The following is a 24,022-nucleotide window of genomic DNA, read 5'->3' on the forward strand; positions in this document are numbered from 1 at the left end:
AGCAAAAGTTTAGTTAAAATATTAAAATTCAACACTTTAAATATACTAACTTTTGCTTTTTTACCCAAATATTTTTACACTTTTATATCGAACTCACGTTATTTAATAAAATTCTAAACAATTAACTTATAGGTATTTAAATACAGGATGTTTTTTTTACAAATAGAGACAAAAAAATCCTCATAAAATTGAGGAAGTTTTATATACCTGTACTAGTAATTTACAAATTGATTATTAAGGAATCTATAATTTAACAAATAAATGCGAGACAATCCTTTTCAAACCAAACGTCTTCAAAACTTTCTTTTGTAAGAGAATAATATCCTTTTCTAGAATCCCAAATATGAAAGCCATTTGTATTACTGAAAGAATTAAAAAGAACATAATGTATATTCCCTTTTTGGCTTAAAAATTTAATTATTATGGGATGGTTGTATTCAATTATATCATTTAATTCAATATCTTTGCAAATCACGCCGATTAATCCACTATTTTTGGCAACTTCATTTAATAATGCATATGAAGTTTTAGGATAATACTTTTGAATCAAAAAATTTAAATTATTTATAGAAGATGTCCCATTATAAAACTTAATTACCTTTAATAGTGATTCAAGTCCTCCATCTGAAGGTTGTTCAGTTTGTACAATATATTTTAATAAAACATTATTAATCATTGTAGAAGTGTTTTATAATTTGATTTTTTGAATAATTTGGCTAACTCTATAATGTTATTCACTTTGGTTTTTTCAAAGACTCTTTTTCTGTAGGTACTTACAGTTGATGTTGCAATTGATTTTTTTTCTGATATAGAAGTTATCGTTTCCCCATTAATTAACATCAATCCAATTTCCAATTCTCTCTCAGACAAAAGCATCTCAAGTGTTTTAAGTTTGGTGAATTTTTTGATTTTGAAAGAGTTTTTACTTTTAAAATTTTGTAAATTGAATACAATTTTTTTAACTATTTCTTTTTGAGTATTAGAAACTGTAATAATTTCTATTGAACTGTGTTTGATTAATTTTACTGTTTTAATATTTAAAGCTGTATGCAAAAAAATATAAATTTTTGTTTTTAACTTCAGTTCTACTATTTTTTTTATCAAATCAATATCCTGTTCATTATTATTTTTTAAATCAAATATTAAAATATCAAAAAAATCAAACTGAATTTTTTCAATAATATCAGAACTTTTGTGATAGTGAATGCAGCTTCCTAAAACTGCTTCTCGGATTATTGAAGATAATCCTTTTTGAACTATATCGTTGTCTACTGATAGCAATACATTAATATTCATGGTAATAAAATTGAAATGTCTTTTTTGTTAAAGTATAATAAATAATGACCTTGAAATTAGTTGCTAAGATTGATAATAGATTTAAATTTTATTAAGAGAATTGTTTTTTAAAGTTTAATTAAATTCACATTTCTATTCATAGCTAATTTTTTTGTTATAAAAAAAGTCAGGCAAACTAATGTTAAATTTGCCCCCAAAAAAACATCAAAAATTAATTTAAAAAATTAATTTGTTTACCTGACAAAGAATTTTGTTTACTTACTTTTAATAATGAAGTAAACAATTAAATATTTTTTTCTTACCGCTATTTCTTGAAATAAATAAAAATATAAGAAATATTATTTATGTTGAATTTAATAAATCATAACTATTCAACAATAAATTAGTTCTTTAATTCTTTGTAAAATTATTGGATATGTATCGCTGTATCTTATTTATTCGTTGAGATTGACTTAAGTATAGACGAATAATATTTATTTGTAGGCAAAAAAGTTGGCAATAAATGTTAAGAAAGAATTAATGTTAATAATTTAAAATAAGAGTTAATCTAAACCCGTAATAAATTAATAATCAGTACACAATAAATCTCTATTTTAATAGCATTTTTGTTGTCTACTAAAAATAAAGTAACGAAAATTTTGTTTTAACTGCTTGAATATTAAATTAATTTGCCATCTAATTTTGTTTAATCCATTGTATTAAATCGGCTCTTAATTTATATAAATTGGTTAAAAATGCTATTCATTAATATTTTATATGACTCCCGAATTTAAATTAATCTTATTTAATAAAGCTGACTTTTTTCATCTAAAAACTATTTAGTAAATTTAACATCAATACTATTATTTATCTTTCTTTTTGATTTCTTTTTGCTTATGTCAAGACAATGTATTACCAATAGATCTAATAATATAGATATTTTTAATTCTAAATTATTTTGATTAATATCTGCACATGGTAATAAATATATTGCATCACTTTTAAATAAGTTTTGAATATTTTTAATTTTTAATTCGTTATTAAGACCTCTTGCTTCTGGATTGATTTCTGACAAAGGATTATATACTCTAAATCCCTTAGACATCATGTCTAATTCGGCATTTTTGAATTTTTCTATTGTGTCATCATGGAATATTGCTGGTATATCACCTATAATATAGATACTTTTCTTATCTGTTTTCATTATTGAACATTAAATAAAATTGTTTAGATTGGAATTATATAAGTTATATCAAGATTTGATTCTAATTTTATTTTTATTTCTGAAACCATTATAAAAAAAACTAAAAGAATATAAATTTCTAAACTATTTGATTTATATCTATATCTTAACATATTTATAAATATTAGCTTAAAATTACTTTTAAGCAATAGCTCATAAAATTGAGGTTTTATAAAAAACGGGTAAAAAGAAATCTCTATTTAACCAAATCATAAAAAAACTGAAAATTAGCAATCTATTAAAATCACTAAAAAACATTCTTATTTACCCGTAAAATTTATATTAAGTATTAATTTTCTATAAAATTTTGATTGTCTTGACAACCCTATAATCTTATCTTTAATATGGCTTAGTACATTTTTTAAACTTAAAAACTTTTTTTGGACAATTTAGCAAGTAGGCACCTAAAATACCACCTGAAAAATTTAAAATTATATCATCTACTTCCATAATACCTAAGTTGAAGAGATATTGTGAAAATTCTATACTAAACGATGTAATGAATATGTAAAAACATTTTTTCTTAAATGTTAATTTTTTTTGCAATACAATTTCTAAAGCTTTAGAGAAAGGGAAAAATAAGATGATGTTACCGAAAAACTCTCTTAAAAAACTTATTTTATGGCAAAAATTTGAGTTCTCACAATTTAAAAAAAAAATATAGCTTTTATAAAATGGAATAATATTGATACTACCGTAAAAGTTTTCATTCAATCTGTAGTCCAGAAGAAAAACTATATGAAAAACTAAAAAAAAATATAAAAGACATATTATAATTAAATAGCTCCTTTTTTTTTGAGTCATTGTATTATCAAAAAATTTGAAAACTTTACTATTCAACCGTTACCGATTTTGCTAAATTTCTTGGCTGATCAACATTACATCCTCTTAACACAGCAATATGGTATGATAGAAGTTGCAACGGAATTGTAGTTAAAAGTGGTGAAAGCGCATCAGAAACTTCGGGAATTTCAATCACATGGTCTGCAAGACCTTTTACTTGAACATCACCTTTGGTTACAATGGCAATAATTTTTCCGCTTCTTGATTTAATTTCTTGAATATTACTAACCACTTTGTCATAATGTCCTTGCTTAGGAGCAATAACAACTACTGGCATTTTTTCGTCAATTAATGCAATCGGTCCGTGTTTCATTTCTGCAGCTGGATAGCCTTCTGCATGAATGTAAGAAATCTCTTTTAACTTTAAAGCTCCTTCTAAAGCAACTGGGAAATTATATCCTCTACCCAAGTATAAACAATTGGGCGCATCTTTATAAATAGTAGCAATTTCTTTANAGCATGAGTGTATGCTCCCGCATGAGTTTCTCTAGATATTGACGAACCTACAACGTTACAAACACCAAAAACAAAGGCCCCTTTTTCTTTAGCTAATTTGATTGCCGCTAACGTATCTGCCGTTTCTCCAGACTGTGAAATAGCGATAATTACATCTTTATTTGTAATAATTGGGTTTCTGTATCTAAACTCAGAAGCATATTCTACTTCAACAGGAATTCTTGCAAATTCTTCAATAACATATTCGGCAACTAAACCTGCGTGCCAAGAAGTTCCACATGCAATAATTAGTATTCTATCTGCATTAAGAAATTTTTCAATATTATCCTCAACTCCAGCCATTTGAATCAAGCCGCTGTTAGCGTGAAGTCTTCCCCTATAAGTGTCTTTTATTACATTTGGTTGCTCATAAATTTCCTTAAGCATAAAGTGATCGTAACCCCCTTTTTCTATCTGCTCTAAATTCATTTTCAATTCTTGAACATAAGGATCAACTAAAGAATCGTCTTTAATTTTTCTTATTTTCATTGGCTTGTGTAAACGCACAATTGCCATTTCTTCATCTTCTAAATAAATAGCATTTGAAGTATATTCTATAAAAGGAGATGCGTCTGATGCTATAAAAAACTCACCTTCGCCCACTCCAATTGCCAAAGGACTTCCTAGACGAGCCACAACTATTTCGTTTGGCTTTTTTAGATCAAAAACACAAATTGCATAAGCTCCGACAACTTGATTTAAGGCAATTTGAACCGCTTTACCAAGTTTTAAATTGTCTTTTTTCTGAACATCTTCAATAAGATTAATCAAAACTTCGGTATCTGTATCCGATTTGAAAACATAGCCTCTTTTGATTAATTCTTTTTTAAGTGGTTCATAATTTTCAATAATTCCATTATGAATAATTGCTAAATCTCCAGAATTAGACAAATGTGGATGTGAGTTTACATCATTTGGAACTCCATGGGTTGCCCAACGTGTGTGCCCCATACCTATGGTTCCATTAGTTATAATTTCTTTGGATGATTTTTCTTCTAAATCAGAAACCTTTCCTTTAGTTTTGGAAACTTTTAAATCTGTTCCGTCATACAGCATGATTCCAGCACTATCATAACCTCTGTACTCTAATCGCTTTAATCCTTTTATAACGATTGGGTAAGCTTCTCTATACCCAATATATCCAACAATTCCACACATATATTACTTTTTGTTAATTAAAATTCTCTTTTGGGAAGAGATTTAAAGATTTTATAAACTAAATTACTTTTCGAATTAATAATGACCCATGCAGTTATCACAATTGTTTTAAAGTCTACACTAAAACTTTGATTACTTTGATACCAGATTTCTAATTTACCTTTAAAAGGATATAATTTATTAGAATAAAAATCCCAAGTATCTAATCCTTTTTCCTTGATATTAGAAATTAATTGTTCCTCATCTCTAAAAACAATAGATCCAATACCTGTCAAACCTGGTTTTACATTATAAATGACTTTTTTAACATTCTCTGGATAGGCATTAAAACTTTGTGGCATAACAGGTCTAGGTCCAACAAAACTCATGTCACCAAGAAGAATATTGATTAATTGAGGTAATTCATTTATTTTACTTTTACGCAAAAATCCTCCCATCGGAGTTATTCTTGGATCTTTTTTTGTTGTCATGATGCCTCCTGCCATGTTTGGGCTATCTTTTAGCATGGTCGCAAATTTTAGAATAGAAAAGTTTTGGTTCTTAAAACCTACTCTTTCTTGTTTGTAAAAAATGTATCCTTCACCTGTTAATTTTAATCCAATAACTATTGGAATTAATAAAGGAGATAGAATTAATAGCATTATGGACGACATTAAAATGTCGCAAGTACGTTTGAATATTAAATACATTTTTTATTATTTACATTTTTTGGTCTAAACTTTTTCCAGTTTCAATATGTTGAAAATCGGGTAAGTATTTTTTTAAGCTATCAACTATAGATTGTTTATCATATTTACCCAGATTCATAGTGTTTTTTAGATCCGCGACACAATCTTCAATTTGTGAAATAGGAAGTTTTCGAGCATTTTTTATCACTCCTAAACTTTCAAATTGTTCCATTTCTATTTCGTCTATTTCTGTATAAAACTCTTCATACAATTTTTCTCCTGAGGTGTCTGAATCGAAAAAGTAAACCGGATAAGGTTTGCTTTCTTCTAATTGATGAGCAAGAGTTCTAGCTTCATCATCTGAATTACAAAGTTGAATGTCTCGATTAGAAGCCTTAAAAAAATCTAAAGTGATTGTTTTAAAAAAGGCTTGTTCTTCTTCCTCTAATTTTGGAAAGAATATTTCACCACTCTCACCAAGCATGCACGCTAACATACAGATTTGGCCACTTTCTTCTGGAGATACAAAAAAGCGTTTTACATCGGAAGGACATGATATGGGTTGATTTTTGAAAAGTCGTTCGATATAACCTGCCAATAATGAGCCATTAGAAAAAGCAACGTTGGCAAATCTTGCGGTTGTAATTTGAATTTCAGAACTGTATGCCATGATTACTTCCTCCATTAATTTTTTGGAAGCTCCCATAACATTTACAGGATTTGCAGCTTTATCTGTTGAAACACAAAAGAAATGCTCTGGTTTATGTTTTAATAACAAATCTAAAAATGCTTTGGCTTTAAATACATTGTTTTCAATCATTGCCTCAATAGAAAATTGATCTTTTTCACTTCTAACGTGTTTATGTGCTGCAAAATTGGCAACAATATGAAAAGGACCATGCGTCAAAAACATTTTTTCAAAAACCGGATCACCAAAACTCATTGGATAGGTAATGTAGTCTTGCGGAACGTATTGATTTGGTGCACTTCTTAAGTCGCGAGTTAATTCGGTTAATCCGTTTTCATTGGTATCAACTACTACTAATTTACTAGGTTTGAATTCTAGAATTGCTTTGATGTATGACGAACCTATAGTTCCAGCACCTCCAATAACTAGAACATTTTTGCCCTTAATTTTTTCAGTTAATTGCAATTTGTATTTTTCAATATCTGGAGCAAATAAACTTGTTGGCCTTTTCGTAATATATTCCTTAATAAACATTGGAATGTCTATAATATTCATTTTTATATGATTTAAAGTTTTGAATAAAATGTTTTTATTGTTTGAACAACAATTGCCATTTCTGCTTTAGTTATTCCTGCCGAGCTTGGAATACTGATAGAAGTTTGATAGATTTCATTAGAATTGTTATTTTCAGTGACATATATATCATTTTTAAACATTTCTAATTGATTCATTGGTAACCAAAAAGGACGAGATTGAACACCATTTGAATTCAAATAATCTAAGAGTTCACGCATGTATTTAGTTTTGAAAGTAAACAACCAGCAATTAGCTACTACACAAGGCAAAACCATTTGAAATTCTATATCACCAATTTCAGAAAGCTCTGAACGGTAATAGTCATCCATTCTTTTTTTATTTTCTAATAGTGTTGGAAATTGCTCCATTTGTGCAACACCAATAGCGGCTAAGATATTAACCAATCTATAGTTATATCCAATCTCATCGTGAATATATTCCATCGCACTAACTTTTGCTTGAGTTGTTAGATGCTTTGCCTTTTGGGCTAACGCTTCGTCGTTTGTTACAATAACTCCACCTCCACCTGTTGAAATAATTTTATTTCCATTAAAACTAAAAACACCAAATTTTCCAAAAGACCCTGCATGTTGCCCTTTATGGTAAGAACCAAGGGCTTCAGTACTATCTTCAATTATAACAAGATGATAAGCAGTTGCAAGTTCTTGTAATTTATCCATATCACCCATGTTCCCCAAAACGTGTACAGGCATAATGGCAAATATGCGTTTACCATCTTCTTTTCGATACGAATTCCATTGTCCGTTAATGCATTTCAATTCTGATTCTTGGGATAAAAAAGACTCTAAAAGAGCTAAGTTCATTTGCCAAGAATCGGGTAAAACATCAATCAATATTGGACTTGCACCAGTGTATTTAATAGCATTTAAAGTGGCTATAAAAGTAATGTTGGGTGTGATAACATAATCTGAAGCTTGAACACCTGCAACAACTTGTGCTATATGTAAACCAACGGTACCATTCATACAAGCAATACCATATTTTACACCTGCAAAATCAGCAACTAATTGTTCAAATTGGTTTACATACGAACCTGCTGAAGAAATCCAGCCAGTGTCTAAACAGTCTTTTACATACTTCCATTCGTTTCCTGCAAGTTGTGGTACTGATAAAGGAATCATATTTTTTTTAATTTTAATAAATAATTTTGTGTTAGTATTTCAGGTCGATTTGGCAAAGAAGGAAATAATCGAAAAATAAAGTTGATTTGATTGGTAAGTACCGACCAGAATGTGGCAAATAGAATTTTAAAATCTAATAAAAATGATTGACGCGTGATGTACCAACTTTCCAACTGTCCTTTGAAAGGAAATATATACAATTGATAATATTCTTTTGAGTCATATCCTTTTTCGTTGTAGATGGTGACCAGTTTTTCTTCATCTCTAAAAATTAATGAGCCAATTCCTGTAATTCCTGGTTTTGTGGAAACTATCTTTAAACGAGCCTCTTCACTGTACATTCCAATTCCTTTGAGTAACAATGGTCTTGGACCAATAAACGACATATCACCAATTAAAACATTCCATAATTGAGGCAATTCATTTATTTTTGTTCTTCGTAACCACACTCCTGCTTTAGTAATTCTTGGGTCATTTCTAACTGTTAAACTACCATGTCCTATTTTAGAACTGTTTTTTAGCATGGTTGCAAATTTCAAAATATAGAACGATTTCATGGATTTTCCTATTCTCTCTTGTCTATAAAATATTTCTCCTTCTGCTGTAAACTTTAATAAAATAATTATCGGAATAAAAACAGGAACTAATAATAGTATTCCAATTAATGCAAACAGAAAATCAAAAAAGCGTTTTAAATAAAGGTATTTACTATTCATTTTTCTAATGCTCTAGGGTTAATTTTAATTTTTTTCTAATGCTCTCTGTCATTTGAAAATCATCTCCATGTCCTGGAAGTATGGTTTGGTTTTGTATTCGATTTAATAATTTAGTAATTGAGATAAGATAATCACTTTTGTTACTATGAGGAAATGCTAAATAAGGCTTTCCTTCCTCTAAAATAGTGTCGCCAGTAAAAACAAAGTCTTTTACAAAAATTGAAATCCCTCCAGGACTATGTCCCGGTGTTATCATTATTTCAAACGTTAAACCTCCAAGTTGTATCAATTCTCCATCGTATACTTTTCGCTTTTTTTGAAGGATTTTAAAAGGTTTCAAATCTTGAATATAACAAGATAGATTCTGCTTTTCATTTTCAATATTTATTGCACAAGCTTCAGAACAATACAAGTCAAAATCATGATAATCTCCAAGTTCATTAATTCCAGAACAATGATCGCAATGCTCATGAGTTAAAAAAACTGCTACTAATTGCTTATTATTATTTTTTAAATATTCATTAAGCAAATCGGTTGGATAATTGCCAAAATCAATCATTACAATTCTGTTATCATCAATAGATACCAAGTAAGTATTTGATTCTTTGTAAGGATTTATTAATCTATCAATCTTCAATTGCATTCAATAATATTTTTCCTGTTTCGTTTCTAGGAAACTCAACAATGTATTTAATTGTAACACATTTGTGATACAAGCCGGTTTTTTGAATTATAAATTCTTTTACTTCTGACAAAAGGTTCTCGTTAGCTATGTAAACATTCATAATAGAATCATTTCCTTTACAAACACATTCTATATGAAAGTTATCTTTAATCAATAATTCTAACTCGTCTAGTGAAACTCGCAAACCAAATAATTTCAAAAATCTTGATTTTCGACCTATTATAAAATAAAATCCTTCATCGTCTCTTCTAACAATATCTCCAGTTTCAAGGTATCCTTTTCGTTCATCTTCTTTATTTAAATCTAAAATATTTTCTGCATAACCAAGTGTTACATTTGGTCCTTGAAAAACCATTTCACCAGTCGCCTCGCCATCGTTGGTAATTATCCCTTGATTATCAATAACAGTTAGTTTTCCGTTTGGAATTGCTTTTCCAATACTTCCTTTTTTTCTTTCCACTTCGCCACTATCAAGGAAAGCCATTCGAGCTGTTCCTTCTGTTTGACCATAAGTTGGAATAAACTTTAGATTATTATCTTTTGCATATTGAATACAATCTTGTAATAAATCTTCAGACATCTTTCCTCCACCTTGTGTTATTAATTTTAAAGAAGGGAAGTCCATTTTAAAAAATCGTAATTTTTTAAGAATTTCAAAAGTATAGGGAACACCTGTTATACTTGTTGGTGATTTGCTTTTAAGCATATTCCAAAATGAAGTATCTGTCATACTACCATTAAAAAGTAATAGTGTTGCTCCTGCTTCTAAATGACTATTTATTACAGACAAACCCATGGTATAATACATTGGTAATAAAACTACAGGACGATCATTATGATTCAATTGGAAAAACGAAGCTACATTTGATGCGCTTGTACAAATATTTTGATAACTGTGACGCACCATTTTAGGACTTCCAGTAGAACCAGACGTTGGAAGTAATAAAGCTAAGTCTTCAAACAGTGTTATTTTGGTTTGAGAATATTCTATAATTCTATAATTTTTGTACTCATAAACCACAGCTGTGTTAAACCAACTCCACATTTTTTGGGGAATTATTAAATATTGTGGTTGGTAATTATTTAACAACTTATCTATTAATTCTTGATTTGTTAGAGGATTTAATAATACTGGTACAGCTCGATTTGATAAACATGCTAAATAAAGTGCTACAGATGGTACGGAATTCTCAGAAAAATGAAAAACCAGTGATCTAGTAGGAATTAAATCCTTTACAGAATTAATAAAACTGGATAACTCACCGTAAGTTAGCGAAAGATTTTGCTCATCTAGTAGAGCAATTTGTTCCTGATTGTGTTGTTGGAAATTATAAAAATATTTCATAAAATTAAAAAACTATACTACCATCAATTCCAATTATTTGTCCTGTGATATAGGCTGATGCATCAGAAGCTAAAAAGACGCTCAGATTAGCAATTTCATCTGGCTCAGCTAATCTGCCCATTCCTATTTGGTCTGTTTTGTTTTTAAATCTTGATTCCATTTCATTTAAAAAACGATCGGTTGCTACCATTCCTGGAGCTATAGCATTAACCCTAATTCCTAGCGGTGCCAATTCTTTGGCAGCAGATTTTGTTAAGGCAATGACTGCGCCTTTAGTTGTTGCATAAGCGGTTTGACCAGAAGCACCTTTTTCGCCTACCAAACTTGAAATATTTATTATTGAACCTTTTTTTTGTCGAGACATAATTCGTGAAACAAGCTGCGTTAAAAACAATACTGACGTTACATTTACTTCCCACATTTGCTTAAATCGATTCATGTCAATCATAGGAATCATTTCATAGGTTACCATTCCTGCATTATTAACCAACACATCAATTCTACCTTCTTTTGATTTTATTTCGATGATTTGTTTTTTTACAGTGTCATAATCTGTTACATCCAAACATAAAAGAATTACTCTTGTATTATAATTGTTTGATAATTCTATAGACCAATCTTCTAGGGAAGCTATGTCTCTTGCTACAGCGTACACAACTGCACCTTTTTTTGCTAACATTGTTGCAATAGCCTTTCCAATTCCTTTGGAAGCACCTGTTACGACACAAATTTTGTTTTCCAACAATCGTTCTTCCATACTATTATTCTAATACTATATCGTATTTTTTTAAAATTATTTTTCCGTTTTCAAAGGATTTAAAACCAAGAATATCTTCTGTATCTAAAATTACGTCAAACATATCTTCAATTGATGTTACCAAATGAAGTTGAGTAATTGAATCCCAACTATCAACATTTGTGGAAGAAAATGAGTCATTGAGTACCTCATCTTCAACTTCAAATACATCCTTAAAAACAGTTTTGTAATTCTCTAAATTTTCCATATTTATATATTTTTGAAAGTAATTGACCAAAAGTCATTTTATTATTAATTTAATTATAGACACAGTATATCGTCTAGTTGTACCTTAAATCATATTCATCTGTAAATAAAATCGGTAAAATTGCATTTGTATTAATTACTACATCTGCACACGCCCATGATAGACCAGCTCCAAATCCGCTAAAAAACAAACTCATTGTAAGGTTTTCTGTGGCGGAAAAATGATCTGCCAAAACAAGAGGAATAGAATTACTGCTATTATTTCCATATCTATCTAAAGAAATAGGAATTTTCGACATCGGGATTTTATTTTTTCTAGATAATTGCTTTAAGATGTAAAGGTTTGCTTGATGTAAAACAAAATGATCAAAGTTTTCGGGAGTCTTATTAATTTCTATCAAAAAATCTGAAATTAACTTCGGAACATCTGAAATTGAAAATCCGAATACTTCCATCCCTTTCATGTGGGTGTTATAGTCCGATCTTATTATACCGTCACTCCAACTTACCGACTCAACAGAAGCGTTAAGATTTCTATATGCCCCAGACGGAGTAATAATGCTTTTAAACCTATTTCCATCCGAACGAACACCAAAACTTGCTTGGATATTTTCATCTGTTTTTTCTAATAATAAAGTAGAGCCACTATCTCCAAAGAGCATTATCATTGTTCTGTCATGTTCGGAAATTGTTTTTACAGAAGTATCAGCGGTAATTAATAATGCTTTTTTAGAATTGGATGAATTTAGAAGACTCATTGCGGTTTGCAATCCAAAAAGGAATCCTGAACATGCTAGATTGATATCAAAACACATACAATTTTCGCTAAGATTCAATCGTTCATGGATGATATAGGAAGAAGCAGGTGTTCGATAATCGGGCTTCTGACTTACAAAAATTAATAAGCCTATTTCAGAGACGTCTATATTTCTTTCATTTATAAGTCGTTTTGCCGATAAATAACCTAAATCTGAAGCTGTTTGCTCAGGAACAGAACGACAAACGCTACCAACACCAGTCATTTCAATAAATTTATCTACGTTTTCTTTACCAAACTGACTATAATAGGATTGGCTTTCTAATAGCTTAGTTGGTAATGCAACAGAAACTCCAGAAATTTTAATGTTATTTATTTTACTTAAAATCATGTCTTTTGGTTTGATTTTTACATTTCATGTGTCACAAAGCCATTATCAAAAAAATTATTTGTTGCAATAGTTTTTACTATTGCTGATTCATCTATCTTGAACTCTGATATCATCATTGATAATCCTTCTCCAAAACTTATGGTCATCACATCAATAATTTCTTGAGCTCCGTTTTCAAAAATTTTTTCAAGCAGCAAAGGAATAGAAGCAGAAAAAGCGTATTGATTAGTATCAATAAAATAACAAGTTAAATTATTTAATGTACCTATTTCCTTTACTGCAAGTGCAATATTTCTATTCCATGAATTAACCAAAACAACAGGCTTCACAGAATTTTGCTTTAACTTATCAGAGATAATATTGGTTATTTTTGTTTTAAATGCGGTATCAATCTCTGGAAAATCTATATGAAGATTTTCTTTTGATTGACAATCTCTTTTGTTAATTAGATGATCAAATAAGTTATTTGTTCTAAATCCACCTGATGGGATTACATATTTTTGCCAATGATTGCTCAATGATAAATTTTCTATTTTAAATAATTCATCAGAATCTAATTTTTCAAGGAGCATTGCAGATGAACCATCAACTATTTCGTTTTGCAAATAATCATTATCAGAAAGTTGTTTGGATGTAGTATCTCCAAAAATGCATAATGCAAATTTTGTATTATTTGTTGTTAATAAGGCAGATCCAATATTTAAAGCTGTTTCAAAACCACAAGCACCAATAGGAGTATCAAAAGCTAAACAATCAATAGGTAATTGCAGTCGGTGATGTAAAACTAGAGCAGTAGCCGGTCCGCGATAATCAGCGGTTTTAGAAATAAAAAGTACTATCCCAATAGTGTTAATGTCAATAGTATGTTCATTAATTATTTTAAGTGCTGCTTCATATCCTAAGTCGGAACTAGTTTGTTCACTTAATGAATGTTTAGATTCGTTAGATGGTAAAGCAGTAGCGATAGCATTTATTTTTATTGATTTATGTTCAAATTTTACCATGTGAGAACTTTTTTAAAAATTAATTCTTTTGGCAGGATTTCCGAATACTGTAGTCCCAGCTTTTACTTTAGAAATTACTACACTACCCATTCCTACAATAGCTTGTTCTTCAACAACAACGTTTTGTAGCAATTTTGCTCCGGCGTTAATTGTAGCATTATTGTTTATTTTCACATAACCCGCAAAAAAAGCAAAAGAGTTTATCTGACAAAATTTTCCGATTTTCACATCGTGTCCCATGATAACCGAACTCTGCAAAAAAGAAAAACTATCTATTTCGACATCGCTAGAAATCACGCAGTGACTTTTTATACCAATCCCTATACCTAGTTTTACACTAGGTGAAACTATTGCTGTTGGATGAATTAAATTGATGAACTCACCACCCTTAGAAATTATGGTTTCAACAACTCGTTTTCTAACAATTACATCGCCAATAGCACAAAAAAAACAATCGTTTTCTTCAACTGAGTAATCAATAACAGTCGATAAAATTTTTGGATACCCCATCGCTTCTATTCCAGTATCATCCTTACTTAAAAATCCTTTGATTTTGAATAGAGTTTCATTTTGAGAACATATTTTGGCTAAATCATATATTTCTCGAGCCAGTCCACCTGCACCTATAATTATTAAATTTTTCATTTTATTTTATTGAAAAGCCTCCGTCAATTACTATTGAACTCCCTGTCATCCATTTGGATTCATCAGACATTAAGTAGATTGAAAGATGTGCAACATCTTCTGGTTTTCCGAATCTACCTATTGGATAATTTTTTTTGTGTGTTTCTAATTGCTCCTCACTAATATTATTTTCCTCCAAAATATTTGTTTCTACAAATCCTGGCATTATTGCATTCACTCTAATTTGTTTGGGAGCTAATTCGAGTGCCAAAGCTTTCGCAAAAGAATTTACTGCGCCTTTTGTTGCTATATACATTGCATTTCCTAGAGTAGCTTTTTGAGTTGCAACTGATGATATAAAACAAATAGAACCTCCGGAGTTAATTTTTTTATTTTTTAATAATTTCTGTATTAATAAAATTGAACTTTGAATGTTTACATTAAACATGTAATCTAAAACATTCTTTTTTATATATTTTACCGGCATCGTTTTTACAATTCCAGCGTTTAAAACTATTCCATCAAGCAAAGGAAGTTGTTCAACAAGCATGTCTAGGCTAGCCTCATCACTCAAGTCAGCATCTATAAACAGATGTTTACCCTCACTAAGCATTTCTTTAGTCTCTAATAATTTCTCTTTATTTCTTGCTGTCCCAATTATATTTGCTCCTTGTTTAGAATTCTCGATCGCAATTGCTCTTCCTATACCAGAAGACGCACCAGTTACTAAAATATTCTTATTGGAAAGACTAAAAATTGTTTTCATAAATTATAAAACTCTTGGTAATTATGATTTATTTTTTGCTTTGATAGTTTCTATAAGATCGGCAATTGTTGAAAGATTTTTAAAATCGCTATGTTGTATATGAACACCAAAATCATCATCTATCATAGCGATAAGAGATAAATTTGTTAATGAATCCCAATTGTCAAAATCTCTAAATTTGTCAGTTAAATTTACATCTTGATCTTCTGCTTCTAAAACTTCTTTGAATAATTCAATAAATTTTTGTTCCATGATTGTGTGTGTTTTTGTTATTATTATATTATTTCTACATTGATACAGAATAAAAAATTTTTCAAATATTTAATTCTTACCCGTTACCTTCTATCTTTTTGTGTAGAGTTGGTTGATGCCATTCCAAATTATTGTTCTTTCAAAATTTCTGGACCACTCTAAACCATTTTCACCATATTGGATTGTGATTTCTTTGTTTAATAGCAAATGTTTCATTGCGAATTCAAGTTCCATCTCGGCTTTTGGATTCACTAAAATTCCATTGAAGTTATCAGAAACGGCGTCAATTGTTCCTGTTCCTGTGGTACTTATAACAGGAATTCCCATTGCAGCTGCTTGCACCAGAACATTTCCAAAACCTTCCCACCATGCCGGTAAAACAAAAACATCTAACGCCAAAATATATGGAGGCACTTCGTCCTGTAAAACACGACCTATATTAAATATTGCTGGGTGATTATTTATTTTTTCTAACAAGGTTTTATCAGCAATTTGATCGGTCTCAAAAGGGCCAACTAAAAGCAATCTAGTATTTGAATTCTCTTCATAAATTTTACAGAAAACATTATAAAGTTCATTAATTCCTTTTCTATCTACTATTCTACCAAGAAAGCCATAAACAAATTTATCTTTCAAGTCATATTTATCAACAATCTCTTGTTTCTTATCTATGTATGTTTGATTTAAAGGATCGAATAACTCAAGATTTACCCCATTACTACTTCCTTTATTGATAACATTAGATTTTTTTTTAGAGAAAATATCGGCGGCAATTCCTAATTTTTGAACTGAATCGCTGATGCAAATAACTTGATGTGCACACAAAGAAGTTATTTTTTCCATAGCAATTAAAATCTTTCTCTTTACTCCATTTTCATGTTCAAAGCGAAAACCTCTACAAGTATAGATTCTGTTTTTTATACCTAAAATTTTACCTGCAATCATTCCTAAAAGAGCTACTTTAGGAGTTCCTAGATTTATTATATCTGGTTTTACTTCTTTAAAAATTCTAATTATTTTTAGTAAAGTTTTCAAATCCTTCCATAAAGATATTTCTCTTTCTATATTTATAATAAGATGGGTGCAACCTTCCTTTTTACAAAAATTTGCAGATCGTTCGCTATACGGAGCTAAAAGGTAAGTTTCATAACCAAGAGACTTAAAATAAGCTAATTGACCTAGTAATAAATTTACAGAGCCTTCTGCAGTTATTCCTACTATTAGTTTTTTAGATTTCATCTTGAAAATGGTTTTCGGTAATGTTGTAAAAAGCTATCATGTTTTTTAATTGGGCGTCATTTCCGCCATTAATTACATTTTGGGTAACCAATTTCACAGTTTGCGTGCCTTTAACTACCAAGGGATCTTTATTATATTTACTATTTGTTACCAATTTTTTACTACCTAATAACACCATTATTTTCATCCATAAATCGTCGGCATGAGGTGCCAATTCTTTAATTTTTTCAATATCATTAAAATCTTTGTAAAGATCACTTTTACTGTAGAGTGTTCCATAACCTCCAGTTTGAACTATTAAATTAGAAGGTTTTGTATCGATGCTGTTATGCAACCATTTTTTGTATGGTTCAACTTTACCAGAATTAATTTTTAATTTATGAGCTCTATTGGTTGGTACACAATTAGAATATTTATTTTTCAACGCTACTAAATTTAGAATTAAATCCTTTTCATAATATAAGTCATCATCTAATGTAATTATATAATCATTAGGAAACTCTTCAAGTGCATAGAGGTATTTTTTATGTGATCTTAAATCCTCCTTTATAAATTTAATGGTCAAGCCTCTATCTTGTAAATTCAATAAATTTTGAGGCAATTTTTCGTCCTTAAATTGGTCACTTGATAGCCAAAGTAAAACCATATCGGGTTTAAAGGATTGTCTTAAAATGGTCTCAATAGAAATCCAAACATCATTTATTCTAGCAGGAAAACTTGTAAGCGATACAATATATTTTCGCTCTCTTTCTTCTGTTTTATTTATTCCTATACCTACACTTTTTGCAGTTTTTTCAAAATAATACGGTAGTACGTTGTCATAACAGCGCTTCACCACTTTTGCGGCAACTCTATTAATAATTTTGGATACAATACCAAATCTTGTATCGTGAGGCAGCGAATAATAAATTTTATAAAAAATGTTCATAACAATTTTAGGAATTCCATGTATTTATCTACAATTACATCTTTTTTCCAATTTCTTGCTCTTTGGGATGCTTCTTTACTAAACTGTTCTCTTAGTGTTTTGTCTGTCATTAGTTTTTGAAGTGTTTTAGACAATCCTTCGATGTCTCCTAAAGGTACCACTTCACCAGATACGCCAGGTTCAAATAGAGATTCATAAGGAATACTATCAAAACAAACTACTGGCAATCCTGCAGACATAGCCTCGCACAAGGCATTAGGAAAACCTTCTAATAACGAAGGTAAAACAAAAACAGATGCTTTACACAGCCACTCATCTATAGTAGTAATGGCTCCAAGAAATAGCACTTGATCTATAATTTTTAATTCTGAAGTAAGATTTTTTATTAGTTCTAATTGAGGACCTTCTCCAGCCATAACTAATTGCCAATTTTCTTTTTCTGAAATATTAGCAAAGGCTCTAACTAATGCTTCTGGATTTTTCTCCCAAGAAAAACGTCCAGCATAAAAAATAATTTTCTCTTTTTCAACGTCATATTTTTTAATGGCTCTTATAGCATTGGGTATTATTATTTGATTAAAATGTACACCAAATTCTTTTCTTTTGTAATCAAACGACCTCTGTGTTTGAGCTATAAATCCAGATGCTTTTGGATAGAATATTTTTTTTAACCAATTTATGTACTTTGGAAATTTAAAATCTGGACTTGTTCTATCTGAGATATAAACAGGCACTTTTAAACCTATTGATGCCATGAGAGCAAGTGGATTAAATAAATCACCAAAACACAATACACTATTAGGCTTTTCAATTTTAATTTGTTTTCTTAAATAAAGAAACAATCTAGGATAAAAAAGTATTTTATTTAGTAATCCTCCACTTCTTTTAAAGTTAGGTTCTTTAACAATAACAGCTGCATCTAATTCATAGAATGAAATACTATTTAAACAGGAAACATAAGTTACTTTAACGTTCTTTTTTATAAATTCATTAGACAAAACCGATAATGCTCTCTCTATTCCACCCATTTTTCTAGATGGAGCAATTATTAGTATTTTTTTCATTTTCTAACTATATAATTCATGAAGAGCGGCACTATGTAAAAACTGTACGTCTGGCCACTTCTTTATTATTTGTTTTAATAACTCTTGTAATAAAATAAGATTTCTATCACGATTAGTCTCTTCTAATCCGCCACAAAAATTAATTCTATGGGTTCCAATTATGGCTGGTTTATTCCATCTAAAAGCTATTGCAATACTCTCCATACATTTATCAACCCAATCTATATCATGATTTAATGAAGGTTCAAACAGGCAGTTTCTTTGAAAATAATATTGTCCAAATTCATTTTTTTGACCATTAAAATGAAATATTTTCTTAAAAGAAGTACCTCCTTCAATAGGTGAATTTTGAAATCTAGATCCTTGTAAAAACTTCACCTCGTTTTCTTGGAGTATTTGTTCAATTTTTTTATCCCAAACATAGCATGGCGCAATGGATGATTTAGATTTAAAACCAAAAATGGATTCAAACAAGGCAAGACCTTCATGAATACTTTGTTTAATAATTTCTAAATCTGCTTCCGAATTGTAATCATAAGAAGCCATCAAGTTACTTCTCTTGTTAAAATGATTTTCAAAATCAATTGAAAAACAATTGTGTTGAAATGCTCTTATAAATGCAGAATTATTATTTTGTAATCTTTGCATCCACATAGTTAGATTTAAATGTTCTCTGCAATGAAATTGAGGAAAAAAATACTTCTCGTCGATCCCTTTATTAAACAACTTAAAAGCGTTTTCAGAACCTTTATTATATGAATAGGTCTTTGTAAATGGCTCAAAGAAATAATATTTATAATTGGACTCCTTGATTTTTTGAAAATCTGGATTCGCTACAACAGTATTTGCTGTTATAATAGGTGGATTTTTATTTTGGTCTTTAAATTGACTTAAAACATCAAATAATTTATCTAAATCTCTTTCTGACTCAATTGTATCATACATTGAGAATGGATCATTATTCTTGATTAACCCTTGCTCTAAAAAGCTATTTCGAGTTTTTATATCTGGAATACGAATAGAACCCCAATCGTCAGATTCTAAAACCAAATATTTTGAATTTAGTTTTTTTCCTCTAAAATTAATAAGATGTTTTTTTAGTATTTCTTTCAAAATTATTGATTCTGATTTAAAATTATTTCTGTTAATTGTTGACTATTAACAAATTCAACTTCTGGCCATTTCTTTAAAATTGCTTTTAACAAAACTTCCAAATCCGATAAAGTTTTATCCCTTAGAATTGAACTAATTCTACTTGTAAAATTAATTCTATGACTATTGATTACTGCAGGTTTCCCCCATCTAAATGCTATTTCAATTTCTTTTAGACATTCGTCTACATGGTCTACACGATTCTCTTTATAAGTTTCGAATGTGCAATTTCGACGCCAAAAAATCAAACCATTCATTGTGGTATCACCCCAATAATGATCTATTTTTTTTAAACTCAATTTTTCTGGTCTAAATTGCTGACCAGATTGTATGACATGAACTCCGTTGTTTTTTAAAACCTCAAAAAGGTGCTCACCATAAATAGATTGTGAAGGACAAAAAGATTTTGATTTGAAACCAAATAAAGTTTCAAAGTCTTTTAACCCTTCTTCTGTTCTCATTTCAATGTTTCTTTGATCATCCTCTTTATGATATTCAAAAGCTGCCATAAAATTTTTTACTCTTGAGTTTTCTACACCGCCTCCAATAATAGAATTATTTAAAAATCCTTGATGCTCAATATCATTGATATCTTCAATTCTTGATATGTATCGCTCAGGGTGCAAATGTTCTTTTCCATGGAATTGCGGGTAAAACAAATTACTTGAAATACCTACATTTTTCCATAATTCAATTAATTTAGACTCCCCATACTTTTTGTAGGTTTCAGTAATTGATTCGGAATGGTATTCAAAATTAGAATTTTTAATTTTCTGGAAATCGGGATTAGATGTAAGGGACAAAGCAGTAATTACTGGCTGATTTCCATTACAATCTCTAAACTTTGCCAATACCTCAAAAAGTAATTCCAAATCTTGAGTTTTTTCTAAACCATCTAATTGAACAAACTTGGATTTAAGTATATGAGGGTTAACTTTAGCGATTTTTTCTAAAGCCTCTTTGGAAGACATCCTAATACTACCCCAATCATCAGACTCAATAACAACAATTTTACGGTTAGTTTTCCAACCTCTAAAATTTATATAATTTTTTGCTAATTTGGTTACTAATTTCATTTTTTGTACTTAATATTATTACATATTATATATTAAAAACTCAGTATTTTCTTTAAAACAATGTTCAGTACTTTGTTTTAACTTTTAGACAAATACAATTTCTATCAAGGTTGAGCAAATTAATTCCAACAAGTATTTACTTTAAGATTATTTATTAATAAATACCCATTCTTCATCGGTAAAATCAATATTTTTCAAATCAATCCTTAATTCTTCTTTATTTCATGAAAAAAACTATTTAATCTTTTCGCTTGAACATCTTTATTAAAAATAGTTTCTGCAACTTTTCTTCCATTTACACCTACTTGATAAGCCAATTCCTCATTCGAAAGTGCTAATTCTAAAGCCGTTGTCAACGAAGAAACCGAACTAGGTTCACAGAAAAAAACAGAATCATTGTCTTTTAAATAAAAAGGAATCTCTCCTACTCGTGTTGCCACCACAGGTTTACACGTTGCCAAATATTCGCCCAATTTAGTTGGAAAACCACCTTTTGCTTGATAAGAATCGGGACGAGGTAAGACTAATAATTTTGCGTTCATAACTACCTTAATTACATCTTTAGCATCTATGGCCTTTGCATACAAAATTCTTTTCTCGAGTTTTGCCTTCTTGATAAGCGATAAATGTTTGCCTGTATCATAAGTCCAAAAACCAAACAAACACAAATGTATATCTGGATACTTTGCAGCAATTTCTCTAAAGGATTCAATAAGGATGTTCACTCCATCTTTAGCATCGTTCATCGAACCCAAAAAAGCAATATAAGGTGCTTTTACATTTTCAAACTTTGGGTAGCTCAGATTCAAATCAAAACGCTCTAAATCAACGGTCATTGGAAGATGGATGACTTCTGTATGTAACCCTATTTTATCCTTAAAATAATCACAAAGCGTTTGTGTCATCAAAGCAAGACCATCAAGCTTTTTCAAAATATGCCCTTCAAAATACGCATTAGTCTTGTTTGCAGCACTTGTTTGCCAGAAAAAGCGAGTACTATTGTTATGTAAATGAATATCAGGAAATTCGTTAATTTCCATGAAAAAAGATTGTAGTGAAGTTTTTTCAAGACTGTTAACCACTTTAAAATTAATAATATCATTCTTGATCCATATAATATTTTCAGTATTTAAATCAATGAAATATTTTTTATAATTTTTTTTTATTTTTAAGTACGTTAAATGTTTAAGACCATACTCATAAAGCCTTCTTTTATTGAGCGACGTGTTTTCATATTCAGAAAGGTATACATAGTTTAGACCTTCATGAATACCCTGCTTTTTGAATAAAGTCTTTTCAGATAAACTATAGTATCCTCCAGTAATCAACAAGGTTATTTTATAGTCAAAGTTCAGAAGTCCATTTAGCAATCCAAGTAATCTATTTGAAGAAGCACCAGGAGTAGAAAAAGGATTTTGCTTAGTTAAAACAGTCAAACGCATGTTGCTTAGTTTTTTAAATGAATAATTCAGCACCTATATCAGTGTTGTATCTGTAATCTTTGGTTAAATTTCCAGTTAAGCGAAATATTTTTCGTAAATAAACGAGAAAAAATAAAAAACATTACTAACCCTTCTATCATGTAATCGGCATAAAACGAATTAAAATTTGATGCTGCCCAAAAATTAAAGCACATAAAATACCAAAATATAACATAGATGCTAATAGTATCTTTGTTCTGTGTTTTCAAAAATAATTTGTGCGTATAACGTGTAAAAAACAATAAAAATAAAATTGTTCCTACATAACCGAAATCAAGTTTTAAATCTAAATAGATAGAATTTGTCGTGTAATATCCCTCTTTATCATTTTCCCATAAATAAAAATAATCAATTGGATTTACATCATATCCGAAAAAGTTTCCAATATTTTTTTCAAAACCAATATAAGTAGCAAAAGGCACTTTCATGTCGAATAAACTATTGAATGTAAAATACCCATAACCAAGTTTAGCTTCGTCAAAGGTATCTACATTTCTCAGCTGATAACCATAGTAGTGAGCACCCATATATTCAATCAATCCGGATACAGAGTTCAAAATAGGATTGTCAAAATTACTTGAAAAACTATCTTGATTATTAAATTCACTTCGAGCATCAGAAACAAAAGTAGAAAAAATTGATAATGTAATGGCCAGAACAGCAATCCTAACTAGCAACCATCTTCGCTTCACAGCAGGAAGAACAAGAGGCAACGTAAAAAAAAGACCTATCGCATATAATTTAATTCCAATGAACAACGGATTTCGACCTCCACTGGTCAATACATATAATAACGCTACGATTAAAGGAATATAGATAAAAATATCTTTAAAGGGCAATCTCTGATTGGATAAATACTTAAGTCCTAAAAAATATCCAGAAAAAATGGAAAGAACGGGATAAAAAAATTGGGTATACTTGATTAGACTTAAGAGTAAATCTGCTTGAGTCCCAAAGTAATTGGTCTTATCACTTGTATTTAAATCTCTAATTTCTGCAATATTAAACGATGAAACACCAATACTATACCATGTATATAGCATCTGAAGTATTGCCCCAACTAACATAACAATTAAAAGCTTTTTATATAAATTGTAATTGATTTTAAAGTTAAAGGTTTTATTGATTGAGTAGCTTTCATATTTATAAAATAATTGCCAAAGAGAAAAAAAAACACTCGTAAAAATTACAAAAATATTTAACTCATTGATGGAATCAATATCTTTAATAATCGCTAAGTCAAATTTAATTAGGAAATACTGTGAAATAGTAGAAAAAAGCCAAATTAAAGCAAAAAAAGTCCCGGGATGTGCAATCATTTTCAAACCCAACTTGAAATAGAAAATAACAAATTGTGCTAGTAAAACAATAAAAGCAATTATAAAAAGTATAGAATCAAATTGTAACATTCGTTTAGATTAAAAAAGCAAACTTAGAGGTTCTGCTTAATT

24 protein-coding genes and 1 pseudogene are annotated in these 24,022 nt (G+C 29.5%); all 25 read right to left on the reverse strand.

All coding sequences use genetic code 11. The annotated features are described in order from the left end of the window. Nucleotides 1-250 precede the first annotated feature (250 nt). The 25 genes and pseudogenes from ABD771_RS10260 to ABD771_RS10375 all read right to left on the reverse strand — a co-directional run bounded on the left by ABD771_RS10260 (nt 251) and on the right by ABD771_RS10375 (nt 23,980). Nucleotides 251-676 carry a cysteine peptidase family C39 domain-containing protein gene (locus ABD771_RS10260; protein ID WP_345094186.1) on the reverse strand — a complete coding sequence of 142 codons (426 nt, stop codon included), beginning with the start codon at nt 674-676 and terminating at the stop codon, nt 251-253. Next, complete coding sequence (locus tag ABD771_RS10265; RefSeq protein ID WP_345094188.1) at nt 673-1,296, reverse strand: LuxR C-terminal-related transcriptional regulator; 624 nt, start codon at nt 1,294-1,296, stop codon at nt 673-675. Before ABD771_RS10265 ends, ABD771_RS10260 begins: the two co-directional genes overlap by 4 nt. A gap of 814 nt (nt 1,297-2,110) precedes the next feature. Then, nucleotides 2,111-2,479, reverse strand: coding sequence for a hypothetical protein (locus tag ABD771_RS10270; protein WP_345094190.1), 369 nt, complete (start codon nt 2,477-2,479; stop codon nt 2,111-2,113). Between the two features lie 378 nt (nt 2,480-2,857). Continuing rightward, nucleotides 2,858-3,322: a VanZ family protein gene (locus tag ABD771_RS14335; RefSeq protein ID WP_425556479.1), complete on the reverse strand. Its 465-nt coding sequence runs from the start codon at nt 3,320-3,322 to the stop codon at nt 2,858-2,860. A 28-nt stretch (nt 3,323-3,350) separates the two neighbouring features. Beyond that, nucleotides 3,351-5,014: pseudogene (gene glmS / locus ABD771_RS10275) on the reverse strand (glutamine--fructose-6-phosphate transaminase (isomerizing)). Nucleotides 5,015-5,031: 17 nt separating this feature from the next. Beyond that, complete coding sequence (locus ABD771_RS10280) at nt 5,032-5,703, reverse strand: sugar transferase (protein WP_345094192.1); 672 nt, start codon at nt 5,701-5,703, stop codon at nt 5,032-5,034. Between the two features lie 10 nt (nt 5,704-5,713). After that, on the reverse strand, nt 5,714-6,925 hold the full coding sequence (locus ABD771_RS10285; protein ID WP_425556477.1) for a UDP-N-acetylglucosamine 4,6-dehydratase: 1,212 nt from the start codon (nt 6,923-6,925) through the stop codon (nt 5,714-5,716). An 11-nt stretch (nt 6,926-6,936) separates the two neighbouring features. Beyond that, nucleotides 6,937-8,088 carry a LegC family aminotransferase gene (locus ABD771_RS10290; RefSeq protein WP_345094194.1) on the reverse strand — a complete coding sequence of 384 codons (1,152 nt, stop codon included), beginning with the start codon at nt 8,086-8,088 and terminating at the stop codon, nt 6,937-6,939. Continuing rightward, complete coding sequence (locus tag ABD771_RS10295; RefSeq protein WP_345094196.1) at nt 8,085-8,804, reverse strand: sugar transferase; 720 nt, start codon at nt 8,802-8,804, stop codon at nt 8,085-8,087. Before ABD771_RS10295 ends, ABD771_RS10290 begins: the two co-directional genes overlap by 4 nt. A gap of 4 nt (nt 8,805-8,808) precedes the next feature. Next, a complete protein-coding gene (locus ABD771_RS10300) occupies nt 8,809-9,447 on the reverse strand; it encodes an MBL fold metallo-hydrolase (RefSeq protein WP_345094197.1) in 639 nt (212 codons plus the stop codon). Then, a complete protein-coding gene (locus tag ABD771_RS10305) occupies nt 9,431-10,834 on the reverse strand; it encodes an AMP-binding protein (RefSeq protein ID WP_345094199.1) in 1,404 nt (467 codons plus the stop codon). Before ABD771_RS10305 ends, ABD771_RS10300 begins: the two co-directional genes overlap by 17 nt. A 4-nt stretch (nt 10,835-10,838) precedes the next feature. Beyond that, on the reverse strand, nt 10,839-11,591 hold the full coding sequence (locus tag ABD771_RS10310; protein ID WP_345094201.1) for an SDR family NAD(P)-dependent oxidoreductase: 753 nt from the start codon (nt 11,589-11,591) through the stop codon (nt 10,839-10,841). 4 nt (nt 11,592-11,595) lie between these two features. After that, nucleotides 11,596-11,838, reverse strand: coding sequence for a hypothetical protein (locus ABD771_RS10315; RefSeq protein ID WP_345094203.1), 243 nt, complete (start codon nt 11,836-11,838; stop codon nt 11,596-11,598). A gap of 73 nt (nt 11,839-11,911) precedes the next feature. After that, nucleotides 11,912-12,985, reverse strand: a complete 1,074-nt coding sequence (locus ABD771_RS10320) for a ketoacyl-ACP synthase III (protein WP_345094205.1) — start codon at nt 12,983-12,985, stop codon at nt 11,912-11,914. A gap of 17 nt (nt 12,986-13,002) precedes the next feature. Then, nucleotides 13,003-13,989, reverse strand: coding sequence for a hypothetical protein (locus ABD771_RS10325; protein ID WP_345094207.1), 987 nt, complete (start codon nt 13,987-13,989; stop codon nt 13,003-13,005). A 12-nt stretch (nt 13,990-14,001) separates the two neighbouring features. Next, nucleotides 14,002-14,634, reverse strand: a complete 633-nt coding sequence (locus ABD771_RS10330; protein WP_345094209.1) for a NeuD/PglB/VioB family sugar acetyltransferase — start codon at nt 14,632-14,634, stop codon at nt 14,002-14,004. A 1-nt stretch (nt 14,635) separates the two neighbouring features. Further along, nucleotides 14,636-15,379 (reverse strand): SDR family NAD(P)-dependent oxidoreductase, encoded by a 744-nt coding sequence (locus tag ABD771_RS10335; RefSeq protein ID WP_345094211.1) that lies wholly within the window; start codon nt 15,377-15,379, stop codon nt 14,636-14,638. Between the two features lie 21 nt (nt 15,380-15,400). Next, a complete protein-coding gene (locus ABD771_RS10340) occupies nt 15,401-15,631 on the reverse strand; it encodes an acyl carrier protein (RefSeq protein ID WP_345094213.1) in 231 nt (76 codons plus the stop codon). A gap of 90 nt (nt 15,632-15,721) precedes the next feature. Further along, nucleotides 15,722-16,870, reverse strand: coding sequence for a glycosyltransferase family 4 protein (locus ABD771_RS10345; RefSeq protein WP_345094216.1), 1,149 nt, complete (start codon nt 16,868-16,870; stop codon nt 15,722-15,724). Further along, nucleotides 16,860-17,798: a hypothetical protein gene (locus ABD771_RS10350; RefSeq protein WP_345094219.1), complete on the reverse strand. Its 939-nt coding sequence runs from the start codon at nt 17,796-17,798 to the stop codon at nt 16,860-16,862. Before ABD771_RS10350 ends, ABD771_RS10345 begins: the two co-directional genes overlap by 11 nt. Next, entirely contained in the window at nt 17,795-18,862 is a 1,068-nt protein-coding gene (locus ABD771_RS10355; RefSeq protein ID WP_345094220.1) for a glycosyltransferase, read from the reverse strand. Before ABD771_RS10355 ends, ABD771_RS10350 begins: the two co-directional genes overlap by 4 nt. A gap of 3 nt (nt 18,863-18,865) precedes the next feature. After that, nucleotides 18,866-19,975, reverse strand: coding sequence for a polysaccharide (de)acetylase (locus ABD771_RS10360; RefSeq protein ID WP_345094222.1), 1,110 nt, complete (start codon nt 19,973-19,975; stop codon nt 18,866-18,868). 2 nt (nt 19,976-19,977) lie between these two features. Then, nucleotides 19,978-21,090, reverse strand: a complete 1,113-nt coding sequence (locus ABD771_RS10365) for a hypothetical protein (protein ID WP_345094224.1) — start codon at nt 21,088-21,090, stop codon at nt 19,978-19,980. A 206-nt stretch (nt 21,091-21,296) separates the two neighbouring features. Continuing rightward, nucleotides 21,297-22,532, reverse strand: a complete 1,236-nt coding sequence (locus tag ABD771_RS10370; RefSeq protein ID WP_345094226.1) for a glycosyltransferase — start codon at nt 22,530-22,532, stop codon at nt 21,297-21,299. Between the two features lie 38 nt (nt 22,533-22,570). After that, a complete protein-coding gene (locus ABD771_RS10375; RefSeq protein ID WP_345094228.1) occupies nt 22,571-23,980 on the reverse strand; it encodes an O-antigen polymerase in 1,410 nt (469 codons plus the stop codon). Nucleotides 23,981-24,022: the final 42 nt, after the last annotated feature.

Origin of the sequence: Flavobacterium chungnamense, from assembly GCF_039539165.1 — a bacterium.
In the GTDB taxonomy this organism is placed as follows: Bacteria; Bacteroidota; Bacteroidia; order Flavobacteriales; family Flavobacteriaceae; genus Flavobacterium; species Flavobacterium chungnamense.